15 protein-coding genes are annotated in these 16,645 nt (G+C 61.8%); 14 read left to right on the top strand and 1 reads right to left on the bottom strand.

The window, feature by feature from the left end; genetic code table 11:
- Positions 1-75: 75 nt before the first annotated feature.
- Genes ACOOEX_RS12045 through ACOOEX_RS12020 form a run of 6 tightly spaced genes read left to right on the top strand, consistent with a single transcriptional unit; the run spans position 76 to position 6,247 of the window.
- Complete coding sequence (locus tag ACOOEX_RS12045; protein WP_420395059.1) at positions 76-999, top strand: carbohydrate ABC transporter permease; 924 nt, start codon at positions 76-78, stop codon at positions 997-999.
- Positions 996-1,808, top strand: a complete 813-nt coding sequence (locus tag ACOOEX_RS12040; protein ID WP_420395058.1) for a carbohydrate ABC transporter permease — start codon at positions 996-998, stop codon at positions 1,806-1,808. Before ACOOEX_RS12045 ends, ACOOEX_RS12040 begins: the two co-directional genes overlap by 4 nt.
- A gap of 8 nt (positions 1,809-1,816) precedes the next feature.
- Complete coding sequence (locus ACOOEX_RS12035; RefSeq protein WP_420395057.1) at positions 1,817-2,737, top strand: sugar phosphate isomerase/epimerase family protein; 921 nt, start codon at positions 1,817-1,819, stop codon at positions 2,735-2,737.
- Positions 2,730-3,800, top strand: a complete 1,071-nt coding sequence (locus tag ACOOEX_RS12030; protein ID WP_420395056.1) for an ABC transporter ATP-binding protein — start codon at positions 2,730-2,732, stop codon at positions 3,798-3,800. The genes ACOOEX_RS12035 and ACOOEX_RS12030 overlap by 8 nt, the downstream gene beginning before the upstream one ends.
- 44 nt (positions 3,801-3,844) lie before the next feature.
- Positions 3,845-4,573 (top strand): SDR family oxidoreductase, encoded by a 729-nt coding sequence (locus ACOOEX_RS12025; RefSeq protein ID WP_420395055.1) that lies wholly within the window; start codon positions 3,845-3,847, stop codon positions 4,571-4,573.
- A 42-nt stretch (positions 4,574-4,615) separates the two neighbouring features.
- Positions 4,616-6,247 carry an FGGY-family carbohydrate kinase gene (locus tag ACOOEX_RS12020; protein WP_420395054.1) on the top strand — a complete coding sequence of 544 codons (1,632 nt, stop codon included), beginning with the start codon at positions 4,616-4,618 and terminating at the stop codon, positions 6,245-6,247.
- A gap of 321 nt (positions 6,248-6,568) precedes the next feature.
- Here the strand turns inward: ACOOEX_RS12020 and ACOOEX_RS12015 are convergent, their stop codons facing one another.
- Positions 6,569-7,627 (bottom strand): GlxA family transcriptional regulator, encoded by a 1,059-nt coding sequence (locus ACOOEX_RS12015; protein WP_420395053.1) that lies wholly within the window; start codon positions 7,625-7,627, stop codon positions 6,569-6,571.
- A gap of 203 nt (positions 7,628-7,830) precedes the next feature.
- On the opposite strand from ACOOEX_RS12015, the gene ACOOEX_RS12010 reads away from it, so the two are divergent.
- Genes ACOOEX_RS12010 through ACOOEX_RS11975 form a run of 8 tightly spaced genes read left to right on the top strand, consistent with a single transcriptional unit; the run spans position 7,831 to position 16,630 of the window.
- Positions 7,831-8,820, top strand: coding sequence for a dihydrodipicolinate synthase family protein (locus ACOOEX_RS12010; RefSeq protein ID WP_420395052.1), 990 nt, complete (start codon positions 7,831-7,833; stop codon positions 8,818-8,820).
- 57 nt (positions 8,821-8,877) lie between these two features.
- Positions 8,878-9,879, top strand: coding sequence for an ABC transporter substrate-binding protein (locus ACOOEX_RS12005; RefSeq protein ID WP_420395051.1), 1,002 nt, complete (start codon positions 8,878-8,880; stop codon positions 9,877-9,879).
- A gap of 55 nt (positions 9,880-9,934) precedes the next feature.
- Entirely contained in the window at positions 9,935-10,702 is a 768-nt protein-coding gene (locus ACOOEX_RS12000; RefSeq protein WP_420395050.1) for an ABC transporter ATP-binding protein, read from the top strand.
- Positions 10,703-10,751: 49 nt separating this feature from the next.
- A complete protein-coding gene (locus ACOOEX_RS11995) occupies positions 10,752-11,489 on the top strand; it encodes an ABC transporter permease (protein WP_420395049.1) in 738 nt (245 codons plus the stop codon).
- Between the two features lie 23 nt (positions 11,490-11,512).
- Positions 11,513-13,009: an aldehyde dehydrogenase gene (locus ACOOEX_RS11990; protein WP_420395048.1), complete on the top strand. Its 1,497-nt coding sequence runs from the start codon at positions 11,513-11,515 to the stop codon at positions 13,007-13,009.
- Positions 13,006-13,911, top strand: a complete 906-nt coding sequence (locus ACOOEX_RS11985) for a D-2-hydroxyacid dehydrogenase (protein ID WP_420395047.1) — start codon at positions 13,006-13,008, stop codon at positions 13,909-13,911. Before ACOOEX_RS11990 ends, ACOOEX_RS11985 begins: the two co-directional genes overlap by 4 nt.
- Complete coding sequence (locus tag ACOOEX_RS11980) at positions 13,911-15,131, top strand: mandelate racemase/muconate lactonizing enzyme family protein (RefSeq protein ID WP_420395046.1); 1,221 nt, start codon at positions 13,911-13,913, stop codon at positions 15,129-15,131. Before ACOOEX_RS11985 ends, ACOOEX_RS11980 begins: the two co-directional genes overlap by 1 nt.
- On the top strand, positions 15,128-16,630 hold the full coding sequence (locus tag ACOOEX_RS11975; protein WP_420395045.1) for an aldehyde dehydrogenase (NADP(+)): 1,503 nt from the start codon (positions 15,128-15,130) through the stop codon (positions 16,628-16,630). The genes ACOOEX_RS11980 and ACOOEX_RS11975 overlap by 4 nt, the downstream gene beginning before the upstream one ends.
- Positions 16,631-16,645: the final 15 nt, after the last annotated feature.

The raw sequence follows: 16,645 nt of genomic DNA, 5'->3' as shown, positions 1-16,645 counted from the left end.
ACCTCAGCCGGGAAGGGCTTCGGCCCTTCCCGTGCCCAACCACCAAAATTCACTTTCCGAGAAGCGAGAGCCGCAATGGTCGATATCGCCCCCAGTCCGCCCGTTCCGCGCGCCCAGAAGAAAGCCGCTGACGGCGATCGCGCGATCCGCTGGATGTTTATCGCTCCGGCCGTGGTCTACCTGCTGCTTCTCAGCGTCTTCCCCTTCATCTATTCGGTCTATCTCAGTCTGCACGACGCACGCCTGACCCGCATGGACCGCATGTTGTACATCGGGTTTGAAAACTACGAACGTCTGCTCAGCGACCCGCTGTTTCTTCAGGCCCTTCAGAACACGGCAGTTCTGACTGTTTCGTCGATCGCTCTAGAGGTGGTTTTCGGGTTCTTCTGCGCGAAGGTGTTCCTTTCGCTCAGAGAGATGCGGACCGGCCAGGTGCTGCGTTCACTCGCAATCGTTCCGATGATGATCACGCCAATCTGTGTTGGCCTGATGTTCAGCTACATCCTGAATCCAACGTTGGGTGTCGCGAATTATCTGCTGGGTGAAATCGGTATCGAGGGGCCCGCCTGGTTCGGAGATCCCACGTTTGCCCTGCCGACCGTCATTCTCATCAATGCCTGGCAGTGGACGCCGTTCATGATGCTGCTGATCCTCGCGGGCTTGGTCTCGATCCCTTCATCGCTTTATGAAGCAGCAGAGCTGGAAAACGCGCGCTGGCACCACATCGCCCGCTACATCGAGCTACCTGCGATCCGTGATGTTCTGTTGATTGGCATCATCCTGAGGGTGATCGACAACCTCAAGCTCTTCGATCTCGTCTACGTCACGACGCGAGGGGGACCTGGGGACTCGACCGAGCTTCTGACCTTCTTCGCATACCGTCAGGATTTCCGCTTCTTCCAGGTTGGCTATGGCTCGGCCGCTGCGGTCATCATCCTGCTGATTTCCATCGTCGTAACCACCATTGCGGTGGCCTATCTGAGAAAGGTGCAGAAATGACTTCGAGCAACCGCTGGAAACTGACCGCCGCCTTCCTCATCACCTTCGTCTTCACGGCACCGATCCTGTGGATGATCCTGGCGGCCTTTAAGCCGCTCAGCGATATCTACGCTGTGCCGCCGGTCTGGGTGCCTGACTTTACGCATCTGGAAAACTTCCGGCTGCTTCTGTCCGAAAACTGGGCGTTCCTGCTGAATTCAGCCATCGTTACCCTGGCTGCGACGGCGCTCTGCCTGTCCTTTGCGCTGCCCTGCGCCTTCGGGCTCGTCTATTTCGAATTCGGGGCCCGTAATTTCCTGGCGGACTGGATCCTGTCCACGCGGATGATGCCGCCGATTGCCGCCGCCGTGCCGCTGTACATTGTGTTCAATACGGCCGGGATGCTCGATACGATGCCGGCTTTGGTGCTGGCCTATGCGGGCTTCAATTTGCCCTTCGCCGTCTGGGTTGCGATGTCCTTCTTTCGCAATATCCCGAAAGAAATCATTGAGGCCGCACGGATCGAAGGATGCAGCTGGTTCCAGACCTTCCGCTTGGTGGCGTTGCCACTGGCCAAAAGCGGGATCGCGACCGTTTCGACCTTTGTCTTCATCTTTGCCTGGAACGAGCTGCTTCTCGCCCTCTTCCTTACAACCCGCGAAGCGCGGACCTTCCCTGTCGTGATTTCATCCTTCTCGACGGTGACACGCACCTATTGGGAACTCATCTCGGCTGCCACGATCATCCAGATCCTGCCACCGGTCATCTTCACCATTCTCATGCAACGCCACATCGTCTCCGGTTTGACGATGGGCGCAGTTAAGAATTGAGGGACATCATGAACTTTGGAAAGAACCCTCTGGGTATCCATGCATTGTGCATCGTCGGCGGCTGGAGCGAAGCCGAAGCGCGCCAGGCCATCTCGACAGCCGCTGCCACCGGTTACGACCTGATCGAAATCCCGATGCTCGATCCTGACAAGATCGACGTAGCCATGACTGCGCGGCTCCTGGAAGAATACGGCATCGCGCCAACGATCTCTCTCGGGCTTGGGCCGACAAGCGACCTGTCTTCGGAAGACCCCGATATTGCCGCGCGCGGCGAGGCTCTTTTGGGAAAGGTTGTCTCGATTGGACGTGACATTGGCTCGACCCATCTGTGCGGCGTGATTTACTCCGCGATGACCAAATATGGTGCGCCTGCCTCGCGCAGCTCGGTTGAGCAAAGCGCCGAGGCGTTGTCTAGAATTTGCGCTGCGGCTGCGGCCAGCGATATCCAGGTCGGGGTGGAGGTGGTGAACCGCTACGAGACGAACATCGCCAATACCGCCGCCGAAGGGGTGGCGCTGTGCAAGATGATCGGCGCCCCGAATGCGCGCGTGCATCTGGACACTTACCACATGAATATCGAGGAAGCCGACATGGCGCGCGCGATTGTCGAGACCGGCGACATGCTGGGTTATTTTCACCTGGGTGAGTCACACAGAGGCTATCTCGGAACCGGGTCCATCGATTTCGCACCGGCCTTCGAAGCCCTGGCGCAGATAGACTATTCTGGACCGCTCGTATTCGAAAGCTTCTCTTCCGAGATCGTGGACCCGCAATTGTCCAACATCCTCGGCGTCTGGCGTAACCTTTGGACCGATGGTGGTGACCTGATTGGGCATGCGCGTGACTTCATGAAGGCGCATATCAAAGCCGCTGCGCAGGTCAATCAACTGATGACATCGGATCTCAAGGGAGACGTTCGCTATGGGTGAGATCGTTCTTCGCGACGTGGAAAAGGCCTTTGGCGAGGTTTCGGTCCTTCGCGATATCAACCTGTCGATCAAGGATGGCGAATTCGTCGTTTTCGTCGGCCCATCTGGCTGCGGTAAATCCACGCTTCTGCGGATGATCACCGGCTTGGAGACGGTGACGGGCGGGGAAATCCTGATCGACGGCGAGGATGTGACGCATTCGAAACCGTCCACGCGCGGTCTGGCGATGGTGTTTCAGTCCTATGCGCTGTTTCCCCACATCAGCGTGCGCGACAACATTGCCTTCGGCCTCAAGATCGCAGGGTTGCCGAAGGCCGAGATCGAGGCGAAGGTCGCGCAAGCCTCCTCGATCCTGGGGCTCGACGCGCTGCTTGACCGAAAGCCGCGTGAACTGTCCGGTGGTCAGCAGCAGCGGGTCGCCATCGGACGTGCAATCGTGCGCGAACCGGCCGCCTTCCTGTTCGATGAACCCTTGTCGAACCTCGACGCGGCGCTTCGCGTGCAGATGCGGCTGGAGCTGATCCGTCTACATGAACGCCTAGAAACCACGATGGTCTACGTCACCCACGACCAGGTTGAAGCCATGACGATGGCCGATAGGATCGTCGTTCTGGAAGGTGGGGATATCCAGCAGTTTGATACACCGATCGCTCTTTATGACCGACCAGTAAACAAGTTCGTGGCTGGGTTCATCGGGTCGCCAAAGATGAACTTCATGCCGGCGTCCCCCGGGGCAGGCGGTTCCGTGCAGGTAAAGAACGGCCCGTCTGTGACTATCCCCGGAGTTCATCCCGATAGAATGACAGCAGAAATGACACTGGGCATTCGGCCAGAGCACATCCGCTATTCGCACGATACGGGTGACCTGAACGGCCGCATTCTCGTCGAAGAACAGCTGGGCAGCGACGCTTTTCTCTATGTTGAGGTCGACGGCATTGGCATGGTCACGGTGCGTGCAGTCGGAGAGCGTAGCTTCCACAACCGCCAAACCATTCACCTGACACTCCCGCCGGAACACTGCCACGTCTTCAACAGTGCCGATCAGCGGATCAATCAGGACTGATGGCGGGTGGGGCAAGGGCTGACAAGATCGAAAGGAAAGGACATATGGGCGAGCTATTGAAGGGCAAGACCGCGGCGATCACGGGGGCAGCCTCGGGTATCGGGTTGGAATGTGCGCGGATCATGTTGGAGGAAGGGTCTGAGGTGGTTCTGATCGACCGCGCCGAGGACCGGTTGGCCACGCTCTGCCATGAACTCGGGCCGAAGGCGCACCCCATGGTGCTTGATCTATTCGATGGTGATGCCGTGTCCGCAATGGGGCCCCGGATCGAGGCGCTTGTGGGTCCGCTCGACATTTTTCATGCCAATGCCGGGGCATATATTGGAGGTAAGACTGCTGAGGGTGACCCCGATGCCTGGGACCGCATGCTGAACCTCAACATCAACGCCGCGTTTCGCTGCGTGAATGTGGTTCTTCCGAGCATGATCGAGCGAAAATCGGGCGACATCCTCATGACAAGTTCGGTTGCGGGGGTGATCCCGGTGGTTTGGGAGCCGATCTATACCGCGTCGAAATTCGCGGTGCAGGCTTTCCTGCATTCCACGCGGCGCCAGGTCGCGGAACACGGCATTCGTATGGGGGCTGTGCTGCCAGGGCCGGTGGTGACGGCATTGCTGGATGATTGGCCCAAGGCGAAGATGGAAGAGGCGTTGGCCAATGGCTCGCTCATGCAGCCACGCGAAGTGGCCGAGGCAGTGCTCTTTATGCTCAGCCGACCGAGAAACGTGGTGATCCGCGATCTCGTGATCATGCCCAATAGCCTGGACCTGTGACGAAAACGCTCCGCCGAGGTGGTGCAGAGGAATGAGACAATCATGACCCAGTCAGAGAATTCAACTGGCCCGTTCTTTGTCGGCATCGACGTGGGCACAGGCAGTGCCCGGGCAGGCGTCTTCTATGCCGACGGCAGAATGTTGGGATTTGACAAGTGTCCGATCACGCTCTTCCGCGAGGCCGGTCACCGGGTCGAGCAGTCGAGCGGGGAAATCTGGGCCGCGGTGGCTGCTGCCGTGCGGGGGGCCGTGGCCGCCGCCGGGGTCGCGCCTGAAAGTATCGGTGGCATCGGCTTTGATGCCACCTGTTCGCTGGTGGTTCTGGGCGAAGGTGGCGTGCCGCTGCCCGTAGGTGAGGCAGACAGGCCGGATCGCAACATCATCGTCTGGATGGATCACCGCGCATTGGCCCAGGCGGAGCGGATCAACGCCATGGGCCACAAGGTCCTGGACTATATCGGCGGGCGCATCTCGCCCGAGATGGAAACGCCCAAACTGCTCTGGCTGAAGGAACATAAGCCCGAAGTCTTCAGAGCCGCGTGGCAGTTCATGGACCTGACCGATTTCCTGACATGGCGTGCGACGGGCGATCTGGCCCGCTCGATCTGCACTGTTACGTGCAAATGGACCTACCTGGGGCACGAGGCGCGTTGGGATCCGAGCTATTTCGAGGCGATAGGGCTAGGCGACCTGGCCGCCGAAGGTTTCGCCCGGATCGGCACGCGCGTGGTCGACCCCGGCACCGCACTTGGCAAGGGTCTGACGGAAGAGGCCGCCGCCGCGCTTGGCCTTCTGCCCGGCACGCCCGTAGCGGCAGGGCTGATCGACGCCCATGCGGGCGGGATCGGATCGGTCGGTGTGGGCGAGGGGCCGACGGCCGATCTCGCCTATGTTTTCGGCACGTCCTCCTGCACCATGACCACGACGGCGGAGCCCGTCTTCGTCCCCGGTGTCTGGGGGCCGTATTATTCCGCCATGGTGCCGGGCATGTGGTTGAACGAGGGAGGGCAATCGGCAGCCGGGGCGGCTATCGAGCAACTGCTCGACTTCCACCCGTACACGCCCAAGGCCCGCGTTTTGGCCAAGGAAGAGGGCAAAGGGCTGCCCGACTGGCTGGCTGAACGCGCGACCGCGCGGCTGGAAACGCTTTCCGACATCGGCCCGCTTGTGGACAAGGTGCAGGTCGTGCCCGAATTCCTCGGCAACCGCGCGCCTTTCGCGGACCCGAACACCCGCGCCGTGATCGCGGGGCTCGGGATGGAGCGTGACGAGGACAGCCTGATCGCGCTCTACCTCGCGGGGCTTTGCGGTATCGGCTACGGGCTGCGCCAGATCCTCGAGGCGCAGGCCGGGGCAGGCGCCCATGTCAAACGCATCGTCATCAGCGGCGGGGCCGGGCGCAGCCCTCTGATCCGCCAGATACTGGCCGATACTACGGGGCTGGATCTGGTCGCCCCGGTAGCAGAGGAACCCGTTCTGCTCGGCTCGGCCATCCTTGGCGCGGTGGCGGGCGGGGAGTACCCGTCGATCCCGGCCGCCATGGCGGCGATGACATCCGTGACCGATCTCTTCGCCCCGGCCGCCTCGGCCCGCGCGTTCCACGACGCCCGGTTCGAAACCTACCGGAAACTCCAGGCGCTTGCTCGTGAAACCGCACGCGATGGCTACCAATGATTCTGTCAAAGGACCTGCTCTTAAGGCGGCTCAGAGGCTCTGATGATGTGACCGCCCCCCCGACGGCATCAATGCGCCAAGCTGGGTCTGGCATGATCCACAATAGAGGACGGTCATGTCGGAGATTATCACGGTCGGGCTAGATCTGGCGAAGAATGTGTTTCAGGTCCACGGGCCAGATGCACCGAACACAAAAGCCCCTAGCGTGACCGCATCCAGCGCAAGAGTCCGACGCCCTTTTTGCCTTTCGCCCTGCGCTGTTTCAGCAGAGCGCCTGGGCCGCCTATTAGAAAAAGAAGCTTTCCGCTTCGAACTCCCGTATCATGGACCCGCAAGGCCATCGGTGCCGGATACGGCATTGTCGCGCCGGTCGCTGCGGCCGATGATGCGATGGATCTCCGGGTGTTCGGTCAGCCTTTGACGTTTGCGCACTTCGGCACGAAAGGCCGAGGGGCTTACCCCGAACTGGATCTTGAAGCTGCGGGTGAAGGCAGCAGGAGCCGAAAACCCGCAGGCGGTTGCGATCTCCTTGATCGAGAGGTCTTCGTAGAACAGGTAGTTGCGCGCAGCTTGCAGACGGATCCGCAGGTAGAGCCGCATGGGCGAGATCCCGAAAGCGGTTTCGCTGGCGCGGGCAAGGGTGCGCTTGGGCGTGTTCAGCTCCTCGGCCAGCTCGTCCAGAGACAGCGGGAAATCGAGGTTCTGTTCCATTGTTCTGGTCAGGCGCGACACAAGGCTGCCCGCATGGCTGTCCACCGGCTGATCCAACCTTTGTTGGGTCTCGGGTGCGCGGCGGGTGTGCACCATCGCATTGGCGACCTCGCTTGCCATGGCCTCGCCCGCGAACCGCGCGATAAGGTCGAGCATCAGGTCAAGTGTGGCGATGCCCCCGGCGCAGTGTACCCGATTGCCGGTGCTGACATAGATGCCGTTGAGCGGCCTCGCCTCGGGAAACCATTCCAGAAACGTGGGTACCGCTTCCCAGTGCAATACGACCTCGGGCGTGGTTTCCGTTGCTACAAGCCCGGCCTGTGCCAGCGCATACGCGCCAGTGTCAACACCCCCCACGACGGCCCCGAAACGGGCCACGGTGCGAAGGTACCCAAGCAGCCTGCGGGACAGGTTCTGCGTTGGCAGATTACCCTGGAACAGGAGGCAAACATCAACTGTGGAATCCTGCGCCAAATCCCCGTCAGCAGAAAACCACATGCCGTTCGAAGCATGAACATCGGCACCGTCTTCAGACAGCACCTTCCACTCGAAAAGATCACGACCAGAGTTTTGGTTGGCAATCCGAAGCGAGTCGCAGGCCAGGATGAGTGCGGTCAGCGGAAACTCCGGCTGGAGCACGAAGGCGAAGCGGGTTCTGGAATCGGGCACGCGTCGGATGCCTTTCTGATAATTCGTGAGTATTTGGCAAAAAATGTATTCTTGGTGGCAATATTAATCAACTCGCTTGAGGTTTTCCGTCCTTACAGTTTCTCTATCAGCGGCCCGAAGCGGTTCGTGGCCCGGCTGGTGAACCTTGATTTTCATGGCTGATGGACTTCCGTCAGCGGTGCATCTTTGCACCGCACGGACCCTTGCGGCCTGCCGAACTGGAGCTGCCGATCGTGAACGACAAGAAGAAAAAACTCCAAGGCTGCTATGTCACCATTCCGACGCCCTTCGACGATACGCCAGAGATGGCGGTCAACGAAAGCGCGCTTCGAAGGTATGTGCGGTTCCTGATCGACTCTGGCCTCAACGCTGACTACGCGACGCTTCTGGCAGGTGGTGCGGCGGGCGATTTTTCGACGATGACATTCGAAGAGCGTCTGTTCGTGGCCGAGGTCGTGGTCGATGAAGCGGACGGCGCGGTTCCCATTGCCATGGGCGCGCAAACCACGAGCACGCTGGAACTGGTCCGGCTGGCCAAGGCCGCAAGCCAGATCGGAACCGATTTCATCCAGGTATCCTGCCCGTTCTACTTCGCCCACACCGAGGCTGATTTCGAAGACTATGTCCGAGCCGCAGCAGAGGCCGCGCCGGATGTAGGGATCATCCTCTACAACACGTTCTGGACCAGCCAGAACCTGAGTTTTCCGATGATCGAGCGGCTGGCGGAGATTCCAAATCTCGTCGGGCTGAAATGGGCCGCACCGCGCACCGATGCGATGGAATTCGAGGATGTCTGTTCCCATTTCTCGGAACGCTTCACGATCATCGACAACAACCTTCTGTTCGGCATGAGCGCGATGCCCAGCCTCGGCGCGACAGCCTTCGAGGTGCATCACTGCAACTTCTGGCCCGAATGGGGCATCAAGCTGATCGACGAGGTGCAGGCAGGGAACTACCCCGAGATCGCCCGGATGCTGGTCGAGGAAGGCATGCCCTTCTACAAGCTCTGGGTGGAGATCGAACAGACCTATACCAGCGGTGACGGTTATCTCGACAAGCTGTGCATGGAACTGATCGGACTGCCCTCCAGCCGGTGCCGCCCGCCCACCCGCGACATTCGCCAGACCCACAAAGAACAAACCCACGCCATGATGAGCAAAATAGGCGTGCCAAGGCTGATCGGCCTTTCCTGAGGCGACGTGCAGACCACCACGAACACCATCAAGAACAGATCCAAAGGGAGTATGAAGATGATGAAGACAATCGTGAAAACCACGGGACTGGCCCTCGGCGCCAGCCTGTTGATGACGAGTGTTGCCGCCGCGCAGGACGACGTCCGGCTGCGCCTGAACTGGATGTATTACGGCTCTCACGCCGGGTTCGCGCATGGGTATGTGGCTGGCATCTATGATGATTACGGGATCGATCTCGACATCCGCTCCGGCAACGGGTCCAGTTCCGCGCACCGGCTGGTGGCCAATGGCGACAGCGATTTCGCCTATGGGTCCTGCGGGGCGCTGATCACGCTGGCCAGCCAGGGGGCCGATATCGTGTCGGTCGCCGTGATCGACGCGACGGGCTCTGAGGCGGTCATTGTACGCCCCGATGCCGGGATCGAGTCCATCGAGGACTTGCGCGGCCACGTCATCCTGACCACGGCCAATGCGGGTGTGAACACCTTCTTCCCGATCGTGCTGTCCAATGCCGGTTTGACCGAGGATGACGTGACGCTGACCAACGTGCCCGACGGGGCCCTCGTGTCGAGCTATCTGCAGGGCTCCGGCGGGGCTGTGGCGATGCTTGGCGGCCTCGATGACAAACCGGCCGAGATCCGCGCCAATGGTGGCGACGACCCGGTCCTGTTCCCCTATTCGGACTATGGGGTGGACCAGGTTGGTTACTGCATCTCGACGCGGCGTGACCTTGTCGAAAGCAACCCCGATCTTGTCGACCGCTTTGTTGATGCCACGATCGAAGCTTACACACAGACTGAGGCTGACCCCGACACGGCGGTTGCTGCCATTGCCGACATTGTCGGTGGCACCATGGCCGAGGAACAGGGCATGATGCAGGCGCGCTCGGTTCTCGATGTGACGCTCGGCATTCTGTATTCCAGCGCCAACACCGAACGTCAGCTTGGCCTGAACGTGCCCTCCGACTGGGACAGCATGGTCAGCCTGATGCAAGAATACAATGACCTCGACCCCGAAGCCGAAGCGACGAGCTTCTACACGAACCAGTTCATCGACTGAGTATCGAACCCGGCCGGGGGCCGCTGTTGGCCCCCGGTTTTCAAAGGAAGAAAGCATGAGCAACCAGATCAAATTCTCGGGCGTGAAAAAGGTTTTTGGAAGCGGCCCTGACGCCGTCCATGCCTTCGGTCCCGTGGACATGGTGGTGGAAGACGGGGAATTCGTCTCGCTGCTTGGCCCTTCGGGTTGCGGCAAGTCCACCCTGATGCTCATGACCGCGGGGCTGTTGGACGTGACCGAAGGTTCGGTCAGCATCGGTGGGACGCCGGTGAAAGGCCCACAGACCGATATCGGTATCATGTTCCAGGACAACACGCTGGTTCCCTGGCGCACCGTGCGCGGGAATATCGAGCTGCAACTGGAAATGCGCGGGATCTCCGTGGCCTCGAAACGGGCCGAGATCGACGCGATTTTGGCTTCGGTACACCTGGAGGATTTCGCGGACCGTCACCCATACGAACTTTCTGGTGGGATGCAGCAACGCGCCGCGTTTTGCCAGGCGATGATCCATGCGCCCAACACGATGCTGCTCGATGAACCGCTCGGCAAGCTAGACGCGATGACGCGCGAACGCATCCGCAGCGACCTGCAATCGCTGTGGATGGACCAACGGCCCACGGTCCTGTTCGTCACCCATTCCATCGAGGAGGCGATCCAGCTCTCCAGCAAGGTTGCGGTGATCACGCCGCGACCGGGCCGGATCGAGCGCGTGATCGACATCGACCTGCCTTACCCGCGCGACTACGAGGTGAAACGCTCGCCCGAGTTTTCCGCATATGTTCATGAAACCCAGGAGATCTTCAGAGGCTATGGCGTCATTTGACAAAAAACCCACATTCGCGGGTCTGAAGCTGCGGTTGATGAATTCGTGGATGTTTGTCGCCTTCTTCATCGGGTTCTTCCTGTTCTGGGAATACTCGGTTCTGTGGTTCGACATCCCGCTCTATATCCTCACCCCGCCGTCGCTGATCATCGAAAACGGCGCGGCTGATCTGCCCCGGCTTCTGGACTACACGCTGGTCACGGGAACAGAGGTCATTATCGGCTATGTCCTGGCGGTTGTCCTGGCGCTGCCCCTTGGTCTCGCCATCGCCTTTTCCATCATCCTCAAGCGCACGATCTACCCGTTCATCGTCTGCATCGAGATGGTGCCGAAAATCGCCTTCGCGCCGCTCTTCATCTCGTGGCTCGGCTTCGGGCTGCTGCCCAAGGTGATCATCGTTTTCCTCGTGTGCTTCTTTCCCATCGTGCTGAACGCGATCATGGCCTTCAATTCCCTGTCCGAGGAACTGACGCTGTTCTCGCGCTCGACCGGGGCCGGCATCTGGCGCACCTTCTTCAAGGTCAGGCTGCCCGCCGCGCTGCCCCAGTGTTTCGTGGGTTTCAAATATGCTGCCATCAACGCGACGGTTGGCGCGGCGATTGCCGAGTTCATCGGATCGGACGAGGGGCTTGGCTTCTACATCCAGATCGTGACCGGCAACATGCGGCCCGACCTGGCCTTCGCCGGGATCTTCTTCCTGACGCTTCTGGGGTTGTGCCTGTTCGGGCTGGTGACGCTGGCCGAACGGCTGCTCATCCCCTGGCACATCTCGGTTCGCCGCAACTGACGCATCTGTAACGGAGCTTTCCCATGTCACTGACGAAAGATCAGGCCCATAGCCGCGCATCCGGACTGGCCATCGAAACCCGCGCTTTCATTGACGGATCGTTCACGGCGTCGTCGGATGGCGGCACGTTCGAAAGCGTCAACCCTGCGACGGGCGAAACCCTGTGCGCCGTGGCCCATTGCACGGCTGAGGATGTGGACCGCGCCGTTGCCGCCGCCCGTTCGCGGTTCAATGACGGGGTCTGGTCGCGCGCCGCGCCCGAGGATCGCAAGGAGGTGATGCTGAAGCTTTCCGCCCTGATCCGCGAGAACGCAGCTGACCTGGCGGTTCTGGAAAGCCTCGATAGCGGCAAGACCATCACCGATTGCCTGCACGAGATCGGGACCGAGGTGGCCAATTTCTTCCAGTGGTATGGCGAACTGGCCGACAAGAGTTTCGGCAAGGTCGCGCCTACGGGCGAGGATGCGCTGGCGCTGATTGTCAAGGAACCGGCGGGTGTCGTCGGGCTGGTCCTGCCCTGGAACTTCCCGCTGCTGATGGCGGCCTGGAAACTGGCCCCGGCGCTGGCGGCGGGCTGTTCCTGCCTTGTGAAACCGGCGGAACAGACGCCGCTCAGCATCCTGCGCCTTGCCGCTTTGGCGCAAGAGGCCGGGGTGCCTGACGGGGTTCTGAACGTTCTGCCCGGCATGGGCGAGACGACGGGGCAGGCCATCGGGCGGCACGGCGATATCGACATCGTGTCCTTCACCGGCTCGACCGAGGTGGGCGGCTATTTCCTGCGCTATGCGGGCGAAAGCAACCTCAAGGTCATCGGGCTGGAAATGGGCGGCAAGAGCCCCTTTATCGTGCTCGATGATGCCGACCTGACCGACGATCTGATCGAGCACGCGGTCAACTCCGCCTTCTGGAACGGCGGGCAGAACTGCTCGGCCAACATGCGTCAGATCGTCGATGCCCGCGTGGCCGAGGCTTATCTGGACAAGGTCACCGCCCGCGCCGCCGCCTACAAGGTGGGCGACCCGCTGGACCCCGACACCGATATCGGTGCGATGGTGACAGCCGAACACATGGCGCGCGTGACTGGCTACATCGACAAGGGCGTGGCCGAGGGCGCGCGCATGACCACCGGCGGTGCGCGCAAGGGCGCGGGGTTCTTCGTGGAGCCCACCGTCTTCGCCGGGCTGACCCCGGACATGGCCATCGCACGGGAGGAGATCTTCGGCCCGGTTCTGGGCGTCTTGCCGGTGGCGAACATGGACGCGGCGCTGCAACTGGCCGCCGACAGCGACTATGGCCTGCACGCCACCGTCTTCACCCGCGACATCGACCGGGCGCTGCACATGGCGCGGCGTCTGCCTTGCGGCACGGTTTCGGTGAACGGCTTTTCCGAGGGCGATATCAAGACGCCCTTCGGCGGCTACAAACGATCCGGCTCGCTGGCGCGGGACAACGGGGTCGAGGCGATGGAACAGTATCTGCAAACCAAAACCATCTGGATCTGCCAGGGGGCGCCCGCATGACGCGCATTGCGCTGTGCCTTGATCTGAACGGCGATCAGATCGCGCGATTGCGCGCGGGGATCGGGGACGCCGAGCTTGAGGAAACCGGCGACCTCACAGGGTGCGAAATCGCCTTCGGCAACCCGCCGCCCGAGGCATTGGCCGGGGCAGGGGGTCTGAAATGGGTGCAGCTAGAGTCCGTGGGCTTTGGGGAATACGCGGATCTAGACTGGACCACGCTCGGCCAGCGCCTGACCCTGACCAATCTGGCGGGCTTCTTCGCCGATCCGGTCGCGGAAACTGCGCTTGCGGGGCTTCTGTCGCTCGCACGCGGGGTGGACCGTCTTGCCCGGCTGCAAGCCAGCAGGACATGGGAGGGCGACCCGATCCGTACGCGGTTGCGTCTGCTGAAAGGCGCGCGGGTGGTGATGCTGGGGAATGGCGCGATCAACCGGCGGCTGGCAGAATTGCTGGCCCCCTTCGGCTGCGAAATCACCGCGCTGAACAGTTCCGCCGGCACCGCCGATCTCGATGCATTGTTGCCGCAGGCCGATATTCTGGTGGCGACGGTCCCCGACACCCCCGCCACCCGCGGGCTGTTGTCGGCGGAGCGTCTGGCTCTGCTGCCGCGCCATGCAGTCCTTGCCAACCTCGGGCGCGGCTCGCTGATCGACGAGGACGCGCTTGCCGACGCACTGGCCGATGGCCGCCTGGCCGGGGCTGTTCTGGATGTGACCCAGGACGAGCCACTGCCACTCGATCATCCGTTCTGGACCTGCCCCGATATCCTTCTGACCCAACACAGCGGTGGCGGAACCGCCGATGAACTGGACCGCAAGATCGACACCTTCCTTGCCAATCTCGCCCGATACAGGGCGGGTCAGCCTTTGCAAGGCGTCGTCGACATGACCCGAGGTTACTGATGCCTAATATCACCAATATCCGCTGCGTTCTGCTCAGCTCTCCCTATGCCGATGCGGACGATCCCGAGATCAAGGAATGCTTTCCCAACGGCCCCAAGCGCACCATTGGCATGGTCGAGGTCACGCTCGACAACGGCGTGACCGGATTGGGCGAAGGCTATCTGGCTGTCTTCGCGCCCAAAGTGTTCGAGTCCATCGTCGACCTGTGCCGCCCGCAGGTTATGGGCAAGGACGGGTTCGACATCGCGGGCCGGGTGCGCGACCTGCGCTCGCTTTGTGACTACTGGTCCCTGCAAGGGGCGGCCCGCCACGTAATCGCCGCCTTCGAGATCGCGTTGCAGGACGCCAAGGGCAAAAGCCTCGGGGTGCCGGTCTATGACCTGCTCGGCGGGGCAAAGGCGGACATGATCCCGATCTATGGCTCGGGCGGGTGTTGCGACGCGAAGCATCAGTTCCTGCGCGAGTTGGACCTGCTCGAAAGCCTCGGCATCACCCGATACAAGATGCGCGCGATCAAGACCGATATCCTGCGCACGGCCTGGGTGCTGGAAGAGGCGGGCAAGTGCGGCATCGAGGTGGGCGTCGATATGTGCCAGAACCTCGCCGATCCCCCGCAGGAGGTGGATGACGTGGTTGTCTATGTCGAGGCCGTCCACGCATTGACCGATTACCGGATGATATTTGTGGAAGAGGCTATAGGGCCGGATGCGCCAGAGGGGTTCAAGGCTTTGCGCGGGCGGATCGATGTACCCGTCTGCGGCGGCGAGATCATCACGACGCCAAAAGAGATGATCGAACGGATCAATAACGACGTCTATGATTTCGTGCAGCCCGATGCCTCTGTCATGGGTGGCATTTCGGCGGTGATGGACGTGTTCGAGGCCGCAAAGGCCAGGGGCACCGATGTCGTCGTTCATGCCTGGGGCGGGGCGGCGGCGATCATGGCGAGCTACCACGCGGCCTTCGCCGCGGGGGGCAAGCTGGTGGAATACCCGATGCTCGATTTCCCGCTCGGGGTCGAGATGATCGGAGATCAGGGCCGGATCGTGGACGGGCAGCTTTTGCGGCCAACGGCGCCGGGTCTGGGGCTGACCCTCACGCCCGAGATGGAGGCGCGCTATCCCTTCGATGAAACGGCGGTCTATTCTTGCGCGCTGATCGACTTCGGCCCGCCGCCCGACAGCTACTGGGCCCGCGACGGCGAAGGGGAAGGCACATGATCGGCAAGCACTATCTCGCCGGGCAATGGATCGGCAGCGACAAGACCTTCCTGTCCGCCCCGGCGCACGGACCCGCACAGGAATTCAGCGTTGGCACGCCCGATCTGGTTGAAGCCGCCTGCAGCGCTTCCGAGGCCGCGTTCGAGACCTATGCGCGCACCAGCGCCGACGCGCGCGCCGAATTTCTCAACACCATCGCCGATGAGATCGAGGCGCGGGCCGACGAGATCACCGAAACCGGCAGTCGCGAAACCGGCCTGCCAGAAGCGCGTTTGCAAGGCGAACGCGGCCGCACCACCGGGCAGTTGCGCCTGTTCGCCGAGCATATCCTGCAAGGCGATTACCTCGACCGCCGTCACGATCCGGCCCTGCCTGATCGCCAGCCGCTTCCGCGTCCCGACCTGCGCATGATCCAGCGCCCGATCGGCCCCGTTGCCGTTTTCGGGGCCTCGAACTTCCCGTTGGCGTTTTCCGTTGCCGGTGGTGACACCGCCAGCGCCCTGGCGGCCGGATGCCCTGTCGTCGTGAAGGGCCACAGCGCCCATCCCGGCACCAGCGAAATCGTGGCCCGCGCCATTGAGGCGGCAACCCTTGCCTGTGACATGCCGTCGGGCGTCTTTTCCCTGATCCAGGGCGGTCGCCGCGATGTGGGAACGGCGCTGGTCACCCATCCGCTGATCCGCGCGGTCGGCTTCACCGGCTCGCTTGCCGGGGGCAGGGCGCTGTTCGATCTCTGTGCGGCCCGGCCGGATCCGATCCCCTTCTTTGGCGAGCTTGGGTCGGTGAATCCCGTGTTCGTCCTGCCGGATGCCCTGTCGGCGCGGGGTACCGGGATTGCGCAAGGCTGGGCCGCGTCCCTGACCATGGGAGCGGGACAGTTCTGCACCAACCCGGGTGTCGTGATCCTGCCTGCCGGGTCCGATGCCGACGCATTCGCAGAGACAGCTGCCGGGGCGCTCTCCCGAATGCCGGCGCAGATGATGCTAACCGACGGAATCGCAGACGCCTATCGGTTCGGGTGCGTGAAAATGGGGCAGGGGGACGATGTGCAGGGGCTTCTGGTATCCTCCCGCCAGAGCCGAGAGGCCGCCCCCTGCCTCTACCGCACGACCGGTGCTGCGTTTCTAGACAGTCCCAACCTGCAACATGAGGTGTTCGGACCGCTCGGCCTGGTCGTCGAGGCGGACGGGGAAGAGCAGATGAAACAGATCGCCGCGAAATTGGAGGGACAACTGACCTGCACCCTGCATATGGATGATGCCGATACGGGCACGGCCTGCGCCCTGCTGCCCATTCTGGAACGCAAAGCCGGGAGAATCCTGTTCAATGGGTTTCCAACCGGTGTCGAGGTTTGCGATAGCATGGTCCACGGCGGCCCGTACCCGGCCTCAACGAATTTTGGCCACACCTCGGTTGGAACCCTGTCGATCCGCCGCTGGCTGCGCCCAGTGTGCTATCAGGATCTTCCCGCAACGCTGAGTCCAGACCTGATGGGCTGAACCGCCTGCCAGAGG

This window comes from Nioella sp. (genome assembly GCF_965215655.1).
Taxonomy (GTDB): domain Bacteria; phylum Pseudomonadota; class Alphaproteobacteria; order Rhodobacterales; family Rhodobacteraceae; genus Nioella.
Note: the sequence above shows the minus strand (reverse complement) of the source record. Positions and strands in the feature narration are given on the sequence as shown.